This window comes from Petrotoga halophila DSM 16923 (assembly GCF_002924615.1).
On the sequence record NZ_JALY01000044.1, the window covers coordinates 25778 to 36150 of the forward strand.

The 10373-nt window shown below is 34.0% G+C and carries 9 protein-coding genes; 8 read left to right on the forward strand and 1 reads right to left on the reverse strand.

The genetic code is table 11. The features are described from left to right. Positions 1-3 precede the first annotated feature (3 nt). From AA81_RS01940 to AA81_RS01965, 6 genes are all read left to right on the forward strand, one after another. Positions 4-1404, forward strand: coding sequence for an L-fucose/L-arabinose isomerase family protein (locus AA81_RS01940; RefSeq protein ID WP_103898014.1), 1401 nt, complete (start codon positions 4-6; stop codon positions 1402-1404). 92 nt (positions 1405-1496) lie between these two features. Further along, entirely contained in the window at positions 1497-2516 is a 1020-nt protein-coding gene (locus tag AA81_RS01945; RefSeq protein WP_103077515.1) for a sugar-binding protein, read from the forward strand. Positions 2517-2729: 213 nt separating this feature from the next. Then, positions 2730-4229: an arabinosylfuranosidase ArfA gene (gene arfA, locus AA81_RS01950; protein WP_103898015.1), complete on the forward strand. Its 1500-nt coding sequence runs from the start codon at positions 2730-2732 to the stop codon at positions 4227-4229. A gap of 45 nt (positions 4230-4274) precedes the next feature. After that, entirely contained in the window at positions 4275-6149 is a 1875-nt protein-coding gene (locus tag AA81_RS01955; RefSeq protein WP_103898016.1) for a glycoside hydrolase family 127 protein, read from the forward strand. A gap of 80 nt (positions 6150-6229) precedes the next feature. After that, complete coding sequence (locus AA81_RS01960; RefSeq protein ID WP_146026625.1) at positions 6230-7291, forward strand: GntR family transcriptional regulator; 1062 nt, start codon at positions 6230-6232, stop codon at positions 7289-7291. 9 nt (positions 7292-7300) lie between these two features. Next, positions 7301-8470: a sn-glycerol-1-phosphate dehydrogenase gene (locus AA81_RS01965; RefSeq protein ID WP_103898017.1), complete on the forward strand. Its 1170-nt coding sequence runs from the start codon at positions 7301-7303 to the stop codon at positions 8468-8470. A gap of 55 nt (positions 8471-8525) precedes the next feature. Here AA81_RS01965 and AA81_RS14105 read toward each other — a convergent pair whose 3' ends face one another. Next, positions 8526-8702, reverse strand: a complete 177-nt coding sequence (locus tag AA81_RS14105) for an N-acetyltransferase (protein ID WP_169999580.1) — start codon at positions 8700-8702, stop codon at positions 8526-8528. Positions 8703-8952: 250 nt separating this feature from the next. On the opposite strand from AA81_RS14105, the gene AA81_RS01970 reads away from it, so the two are divergent. Both AA81_RS01970 and AA81_RS01975 read left to right on the forward strand, forming a co-directional pair. Beyond that, entirely contained in the window at positions 8953-9702 is a 750-nt protein-coding gene (locus AA81_RS01970; RefSeq protein WP_103898018.1) for a GntR family transcriptional regulator, read from the forward strand. 29 nt (positions 9703-9731) lie between these two features. Then, positions 9732-10373: nucleoside phosphorylase (locus AA81_RS01975; RefSeq protein WP_103898019.1), on the forward strand; the 642-nt coding region annotated here is incomplete at its 3' end.

Genomic DNA, 10373 nt, shown 5'->3' on the forward strand with positions numbered 1-10373 from the left:
AAGATGATAGATAAGAAAAAACCCACAATTGGAGTATTAGGAATTATGCAAGAACTGTATGACAAAACTTATCCTAACATAGTTGAAACTCAATCAAATTACGTTAAAGGCGTCATTAAAGAATTAGGAGATATAGCAGAATTTAAATTTATTAAGCCTGCTAGAAATAGAAAAGACATCGAAGAAATAGTCCAAACGTATAACAACGATAAAGAAATAGATGGAATTATGATTATGATGTTGACTTACAGTCCAGGTCAAAGAATTGTTCCCGCGTTAAAAAAGAATAATCTACCGATAATGCTCGCAAATATCCAACCTTTACCTAGCGTGACAAAAGACTGGGATATGGAACTTTTAACTTACAACCAAGGAATACATGGGGCACAAGATAATATGAATGCAATAGTTAGATTAGGTATCAATTGTCCAGTAATTACAGGAAATTTGAAAGAAGAAGAATTCAAAAACTTTGTGAGTGATTGGAGTCTTGCAGCTGAAGCAGCAAAAGCTTGTAAAAATTTAAAAATCGCAGTTGTTGGAAGAATGCCTGGGATGGGGGATATTACCTTTGATTCATTGGCATTGTTAAAAAAACTCGGAGTTGAAATAGTAGATGAAAGTATGGGAAAGATATATTCTTACTTTGAAAAAGTAACAAAGAAAGAGATCGAAGATGTTAAAGCAGAAAACGCAAAGAACTTTGAAATTGACCCCAAACTAGAAGAAGACCAACACGACTTTGCTGCAAAATTTCAGGTTGCCATTGAAAAATTCCTCGAAGATAACAACTACGATGGATACAGTATCTACTTCGATTCTGTAAAGGATGATGGAAGGTTCGAACAGTTACCGTTAATGGCTGCCTCTAATTTGATGGCAAAAGGGTACGGATATGGAGCAGAAGGGGATGCCCTTGCAGCTACGGTTGTAAAAATAGGACATATCCTAGGCAATAACGGACATTTCACAGAAATGTATGCTATGGATTTTGAAAGAGACTCCGTTTTTATGAGCCATATGGGAGAAGGTAATTGGAAAGTAGCAAGAAAAGACAAACCAATAAAACTCATAGACAGATTTTTAGGTATAGGAGATTTAAACAATCCACCAACAGTTGTATTCAACGTGCAGCCAGGTGAAGGAACCATAACTTCCTTAGCCCCTTTAAGCGAAGGAAATTTCAGATTAGTTGTTTCAAAAGGTGAAGTTATAGACAACGAAGATTATCCGAATGTTGAAATGCCGTATTTTCATTTCAAACCAGATACTGGCGTAAGAAATGCGATGACGAACTGGCTCAAAAACGGAGGAACTCATCACCAATGCTTTAACATCGGAGATACTACAAGGAGGTGGGAATTGTTTGCAAAAATTGCGGGTATTGAGTATGTAAGGGTATGAAGAAATTTCAAAAACTTAACTGAGACAAAACAGGAACTATTCTGTGGTACATTTAGTTAATTTGTAACAACAAAATTTGAGGAGGTGTTTTTATGAAACGTTTTTTGGTAGTTTTGGTATTATTAGTAAGTTTATTTGCATTCTCTGAAACCTTTTTACTCTCACCAAAGTCTATGAACAACCCTTATTGGTTCGCAGTAGAAAACGGTATGAAAGATGCAGCAGAAGCCTTAGGAGTTGAAGCAATATTTGATGCTCCTGTTGAAGTGGATGCAGCAGAACAAGCCCAAAAGATACAAGCGTATATTATTCGTGGTGTAGATGGGATTGGGATATCTCCTAATGACCCAGAAGCTATTAAATTTGTCATTCAACAAGCTTTGAACAGGGATATCCCGGTAATAACCTTTGATTCTGATTCACCAGATAGTGGTAGATATGTATATTTGGGAACTAACAATTACAATGCAGGATACGTTGCTGGTGAGCTTATGGGACAACTTATCGATCAACACAAACCCGATAAAACAACTTTGAATTTTGCTATTTTAACAGGTGGGTTAGCAGCACTTAACTTGAATGAGAGAATTGCAGGATTCAAGGATGCGTTGGAAGAATACTCCCAAAAAACTGGAAAAGAAATAGTCTATGTTGCTGATCCTTTCCCCGCTGAGGACGACACTGCTAAAGCTGTTCAAATTTTAACAGATGTAAATAAACGTTATCCAAATTTAGATGGATGGTTCATTGCCAATGCTTCGGCTGCATATGTTCCGGTGGATACAATGGTTAATGCTTTAGGAGGAATGGAAAAGGCAGAATCACTCCTAATAGTTGCTTTTGATACTTTACCACCAGAATTAGAGCTCGTAAAAGCAGGTGTCTGGAAGGGCCTTGTTGGTCAAAGACCTTATGACATGGGTTATTTATCTCTAGCCATTTTATACAATATGTCGAAATTGGGTGTAGACAAAACACTACAATTATTACCAAAAGTAACAAATGAAGACGGTTCAGTTGATTACATTATAGATACGGGAGTTGACGTTGTAACTTCTGAAAATGTCGATGAATTCTATGAATATGCCAATAAAGTTTATACTAAAAGATAAAATAAACTTTCTTAAGCGATGGGAAATTTCTTCTTCCCATCGCTTTTTGTTAATTAAAATTTCAAAATTACTATGTAATACACTCATCCCTGCTACTATTTTAGCATCGGGGTATCTCTTTACAAAAGAAATAATGAAAAGGATAAAAAGCTGATTTTTATTACCATTTTTTAAGTTCATATCCGTACATATTATACGAGTGAGGTATTCAAAATGAAAAAAGCAAAAATGTATGTAGACAAAAACTTTGTGATTGATAAGGTAGATAACAGACTTTTTGGCTCTTTTATAGAACATCTTGGCAGGGCTGTTTATACAGGTATCTATGAACCTGATCATCCTAAAGCAGATGAAAAAGGATTCAGAAAAGATGTAATAGATTTGGTCAAAGAACTAAACGTTTCTATTGTCAGATACCCTGGCGGAAACTTCGTTTCAGGGTACAACTGGGAGGACGGAGTAGGTCCAAAAGAAAAAAGACCTAAAAAGCTTGAATTAGCCTGGCGCTCGTTAGAACCAAACGAATTTGGTACCAATGAGTTTATGGAATGGTGTAAGTTAGTTAATACAGAACCAATGATGTCTATTAATTTAGGTACAAGAGGAATAGACGAAGCTAGAAATTTTGTTGAGTATTGCAACTTCCCTGGAGGAAGTTATTTCAGTGATTTAAGAAAACAACATGGTTACAATGATCCACACAACATAAAAGTATGGTGCTTAGGAAATGAAATGGATGGCCCATGGCAAATTGGACACAAAACCGCCTTAGAATACGCCAGACTGGCTGAAGAAACCGCTAAAGTAATGAAATTGGTTGATCCAAATCTAAGTTTGGTTGCTTCTGGAAGCTCAGGATGGCACATCCCAACTTTTGGTGAATGGGAGGCAACTGTACTCGAGCATACTTACGATTATGTTGATTTTATCTCTTTACATGCCTACTACGACAATTATGAAAATAACATAGAAAACTTCTTAGCAAAGTCTATTGATATGGATTCATATATAAAATCAGCTGTAGCCGCATGTGATTACGTAAAAGGTCGTAAAAAAACTAACAAAACGATTTATATATCATTTGATGAATGGAACGTCTGGTTTCATTCAAGAAAGGAAGATGAGAAAGTTGAACCCTGGCAAATTGCCCCGCCATTACTAGAAGATGTATACACATTTGAAGATGCTTTGTTAGTAGGTTTAATGCTAATTACGCTCCTAAAACATGCTGATAGAGTTAAGATAGCTTGTTTAGCCCAGTTGGTGAATGTAATTGCACCTATTATGACAAGAAAGGGTGGAGGTGCATGGAGACAAACAATATTCTATCCATTCATGCATGCTTCTAACTTTGGAAGAGGCACCGTTTTACAACCAGTCATTTCAGCCGAAACATATGACACTAAAGATTTTAAAAGTGTTCCATTTGTGGACGCAGTTCCCGTTTTTAACGAAGAGAAAAATGAATTAACGATATTTGCAGTAAATAGGGCACAAGATAAGATGGAGTTTGATTGTGAATTAAAAGGTTTTGAAGATTATTCTGTGATAGAACACATAATTTTAGAAAACAATGAACTTAAAGCTGTAAATACAGAAGATAATCCAGACAATGTCAAACCTCACAACAATGGAAATGCCAGAAATGAAGGAGGAAAAGTAAAAGCTGAATTGTCACCACTTTCTTGGAACGTTATTAGATTAAAGAAGTAAAATAAATAGAAATAAATAGACATTAAATTTTAATGAGGTGAAAATATGGATGAAACAAAGATAATAAATTTTACAAACTCATCAAAGAATAAATTAACGCCTTGTTCCATAAGTTCAGTAAAAATAAAGGGGTTCATGAACGATTATTTAGAAACAATGTTGAAAGTTACCATTCCTTCGCAATACGAACTTTTAGAAAGTACCGGCAGAATAGATAACTTTAGAATAGCCTCGGGTAAAAAAGAAGGTTCTTTTAAAGGGTTAGTTTTTAACGATTCAGATGTTTATAAATGGCTCGAAGCTGCTTCTTATGCTTTGCTGTTCACTAACGACGATGATTTAAAAGAAAAGATAGATAACACAATCAAAGAAGTAAAAGACGCTCAAGAAGATAATGGCTATTTAAATACTTATTTTATGTTTGAAAGAAAAAAAGAGAGATGGACGGATCTCGCAACAAAACATGAACTTTATTGTGCTGGGCATTTAATTCAAGCTGCGATAGCTCATAAAAGGGTTACAGGTGAGGATACATTATTTGATGTAGCTATAAAATTTGCAGATTTAATTGTAGACACCTTCGGCCCAGATAAAAAACGGGGTGCACCAGGACATCCAGAAATTGAAATGGCTCTAGTTGAGTTGTATCGTGAAACAAAGAACCAAAAATATTTAAACCTTGCTAAATATTTTTTGGAAGAAAGAGGGAATGGGTATGCAAGTACTTATCGCTTTTTCAACCCAGAGTACTATATAGATCACAAACCATTTAAAGAATTAGACGAGATGACAGGCCATGCTGTTAGAATGTTGTACCTTTGTACCGGTGCAACGGACATTTACTTAGAAACAGGAGATGAAGAAATTTTCTCTACCATAGAAAGACTTTGGGAGAACTTGGTAACAAAAAAGATGTACATTACGGGAGGAGCTGGCTCTCGATATGAAGGCGAATCTTTTGGGGAAGATTATGAATTGCCTAATAGAAGAGCATATACAGAAACATGTGCCGCAATAGCTTCATATATGTGGAATTATAGAATGTTCTTAGTTACAGGTGAAGGCAAATATGTAGATCTAATGGAGTTGGTTTTGTACAATGGTTTACTTTCAGGAATTTCTATAGATGGCAAACATTATTTCTATGTAAATCCTTTAGAAGACAGAGGAAAAAAGAGAAGACAACCTTGGTACGAATGTGCATGTTGTCCTCCAAATATATCAAGAACATTAACATCTTTCCCTGGTTATATTTATACAACTTCTGATGAAGGAGTATACATAAACTTGTACGAAAACAGTCAAGCAAATATAATTTACAAAGAAAAAGAAGTCAAAATTACACAAGAAACAGATTATCCATGGGATGGAAAAATAAGGATAATTGTTTCTACAGAAGTTATTGATCCATTTTCTTTATTTTTAAGAATTCCTTCCTGGGCGAATGTTTTTGATATAACTGTGGATGGAGAAAAATTAAACAAGAATTTAGAGAAAGGCTTTTTGAAAATATTCAAACCTTGGAAAGGTCCCCATGAAATAATTTTAAATTTACCGATGGATATAAAATTTGTAGAAAGTCATCCATTTGTGAGGGAAAACTTAGACAAAGTAGCTTTGAAAAGAGGACCTATGGTTTATTGTATTGAAAAAGCAGATAACAAAGAAGGAGATGTGTGGAATTATCTAATCGATTTAAATGAAAAAATCGAACCAGAAAATTATCAAATAAATTCAAAAAGAGTGATAAAATTAAAAGCAAAAGGATACCATGAGGATATACAAAATTGGGAGGGAAGATTATACTCACAATCTGGAAGAGTAAAAGGAGAAAAAAAGAAAATCGATATTAATCTAATTCCATATTTTGCCTGGGCAAATAGAGAAGAAGGACCAATGGCAGTTTGGATCAGAAAATGAAAACTTTCCAAAATTAAAGCATTTCTTAAATAAAATGTATTATACTAGTTATAACAACACACTACGGAGGAGTTTTGACAGTGAAAAAGACCAAGCAATCTATCATAAAAGATTACATCCTTGATCAATTAAAGAGTGGAGACTTAAAAAAAGGAGATAGAATTCTATCTGAAAATAAATTAGCTGAATTTTTTTCCGTCAGCAGACAGACAGTTAGAAAAGCTATCTACGATCTGGAAAAAGAAGGATATTTGGTTACTAGAAGAGGCAGTGGAACTTACGTTAAATCCATGAGAAAAGATAAAGAAAACATAGGCATTTTAACTCAATCTTTAACTGACTATATATTTCCTTTTATAGTCATGGGAGCAGAAGAGGTATTAAAAAATACTAAATGTAAATCTTTCATAGGTAACGCAAAAAACGATCCTGTTTTTGAAAGGGAGACCTTAGAAAGGTGGATGGATCTTGGATTAAAAGGGATTATAGTGGATCCGGTAGTAAGTGCCACTAAACAAGCCAATGTAACTCTTTTAAAAGAAATAAGTGAACAGATCCCAACCGTGATTATAAATAGTAATTTAAATATTCAACATGCTGGGACGTTGGTTCTGAATGACTACGACTGTGGATCTTTTGCTGCTAAGAAATTTATCGAGTTAGGGCACAAAAGGGTTGCTGTGATATACAAAGCCGTTCATAAAGCTGCAAATGAAAGAGCTAATGGATTTATAGACACAATAAAAGAACATAAGCAAATATTGCTGTACGAATTGCCTTTTCACGGTCAAGAAACATCCGATGAAGTTTTCAATTTAATCATGTCCCTTTTGAGCCTACCAAAAAACAATATACCAACTGCAATTTTTTGTTCAAACGATTTGGTAGCTATGCAAGTGATAATGGCCTCAAAAAAATTGAATCTTGATATACCAGACGATATTTCGTTAATAGGTTTTGATGATGCGGATTTTGCACAAGCGCTTGAAATTTCTACTTTTAGGCATCCAAAACAGCAATTCGGTGAAAAAGCTGCTCAAATGCTGCTTAAAATGATCGAGGAAAATAACAATGGAAAACCTGAAAAAATTGTCGAGAAAGCTGAGTTCATAGAAAGAAAGAGCCTTATTCAAAAAAAGTGAGGAAAAAATATGGTCGATCTTTTAAATCTTAAAATAGAACAAATGGCTGGTTTGAATTTCAAATGTGAATGTGGACGAACTCATAAAGTAGATATTGAAAAAATAATTGTAGGAAATAATATTTTGAATGCTAAAAATAGTTTTATGGATATTATTAACTCTGAAAATTTATTTGTTGTTGCTGATAAAAATACATATAAGAGTTTTGGAAAAGAACTAATTACACTCTTAAAAAGAGAAAATTACCAAATAACTGAGTTTATTTTTCAAAACGAAGATCATTTGATTCCAAATGAAAAAAGCGTCGGAAGATTATTAATAGAAATTCCTAAGAATGCATCGTTAATAATTGGTGTTGGTTCTGGGACTATAAACGATCTGTGTAGATTTTTAAGTTACAAACTCAATATTCCTTATATAATCTTCGCAACCGCTCCTTCAATGGACGGATATGCTTCAATGGTCTCCCCTTTAATTGTAGAAGGTTTTAAAAGAACGTATGAAGCAACTTATGCAAAAGCAATTGTAGCGGATACACAAGTTCTAAGAAATGCACCTTTAGAAATGATTCATGCAGGATTCGGAGACATTCTTGGAAAGTTTACTTCTTTGACGGATTGGAAACTTTCTAAATTAACCAACCATGAATATTATTGTGAAAAAACTGTTGAATTTGTAGAAAAAGCAAGGGATCTTTGCGTAAAAAATGCAGAGAAAATAAGTCAAAGAAGCGAAGAAGTTATTAAACAAATAATGGAAGCGTTAATTATCTCTGGAATAGCCATAGGATTTGTAGGTTACTCTAGGCCTGCATCGGGGGCGGAGCATCACCTAGCTCATTATTGGGAAATGGATGCTATATCAAAAAATATATCCCACCCTTTACATGGAAATTCTGTTGGAGTAGGAACCGTTGTTGTTTCGATGATCTATCAATTAATGAAAGATAAACTTCCAAAAGGGTTAACTCCACCAGATCCTGAGTACTTAATTTCAATTCACAAAAAGGCAGCCTCGATATACAGCCCAAAAGAATTAGGTATTCCAAAAGATGTTTTTCAAGAGAGTATTATACATGCCAGAGAAATCAGAAATAGATACACTATTCTTCAATTAGCTCATGAGTTGAACCTTTTAGAAAAGATATCAACGATTCTTACAGAAAAATTTTATGGTTAATTTTTATCTTTGACAGCTCGGCTAAAAATCATTTAGACGAGCTTTTTGTTTTCAATCATAATACTTTTTCCATACGAAAAAAGTTCAATTTTCGTTGCCAACTTAATTCTAGTGTGGTTTCACTTGTTTTTTTATATCCTAATTTTTTGTAAAATTTGATAGCTATAGTATTTTCTTTTTTACATCCAATATCTTCGCTTTTCTTCGTTGCTGCTTTCTTTATGCTGATCATTTTATGCCCCCTCCAATATATTTTATCAGATCATAGTACGATTTTTAGAAAGAGTATTTTTAAGAATTTTCAGCGTAATCAACTATAAAAGCTCTTAATTACTCTTAATCATCTCAGATCACGAATAATTAAGTTTGCAAAATATAAAAATAAAAGTTATAATTAGAATAAAGATATGAAGTATGATATGTTATTTAATTTTAATCTAAAAGTTATTTTATTTTCATGTTTTAAGCTGAGGAGGTACTAAATGATTTCAAAAGCTGGTAGATCCTTGTATAAAGAAATATTAAAAGAATTGAGAGCAAAAATTACTCAACTCCCTGAAGGATATAAATTACCCTCTCAACAGGAACTGTGTGAAAATTTAGGGGTTAGCAGAACTTTAATCAGAGAAGTACTAGTAAGCCTTGAACGAGAAGGTCTGATCATAAGAAAACAAGGACTGGGGACATTTGTAGTGAAAAAAGAAGGCATTGTTCAAACAGGCTTAGATTATTTAAGGGGAGTTTCAACTATAATTTCAACCTCAGGAAAAGTACCTGACCTTATTTTAAACGAGTTTGAGGAAGTAGGCGCCTCTCCTTCACTCTCAAAAAAATTGGAAATCGCTCCTAAAGATCCATTAATCAAAATTAAAAGAGTTTATACGGCTGACGGTTTTCCCGTTATATACGCAGAAACATATATGGTTATCAATAGAATTCCAGGAGGAAAAGACGCAATAATTTCTGTTTTAAAAGATGAAAATAGTAAAAATGAAGAGATTTTTACCTATCTAGATAAATATTTTATGAGACCCATTAAACATGCTATCTCAGAAATAGAAGCTATTGATGCCGACAAGAAACTTGCCAACTTATTGAAAATTCCCGAGAAAAAAGCAGTCACTCTTTTATTAGAAGTTCACTACGATGAAAATAATATTCCCTTACTTCACTCATTGGATTACATAAATACCTCTATTTTCAAATTGAGTGTATTCAGAAGAAAAATATAACGTATTTAAAACTACAAGGAGGAGATTCTGTGTTTAAACAAGATTTTAGGGTTCCAACAGGATTAGAAAATCAAATTCAATACCATATTCAATGTGGGCCGGGTGACGTTGCTCCTGTAGTGATTGTTCCCGGTGATCAAGGCAGAGTAGAAAGTATTATCAGTAAACTACACGATCCCAAAAAAGTTTCAGAAAACAGAGGACTTATTACTTATACCGGTTATCATGAAGATTACCCTGTATCAGTCACTTCAACAGGAATGGGTGGGCCTTCTGCAAGCATTGTCTACGAAGAGCTTATAAATATTGGGGCAAAGATACTGATTAGGATTGGAAGTGTTGCTGGATTACAAGAAGAAATTGAAGAAGGAGATGTCATAATTCCTCATGCTTGCGTGAGAGATGATGGAGCTAGTCAATATTATGTACCACAGAATTTCCCTGCGGTAGCTTCACCAGAAGTATATTTAAGACTTATTTCTGCAGCAAAGAGTCTAAATCTTGATTTCAAAACAGGGATAAATTGGAGTCATTCTTGTTTTTACAATAGGGATCCTGAATATTTTCAAAGATGGAGCAGATACAGAGTTGTTTCAATGGATATGGAGGCTTCTTCTCTTTTCGTTGTCTCATCGTTAAGAGGTGTAAAAGCAGGATTTATTGGCATATGT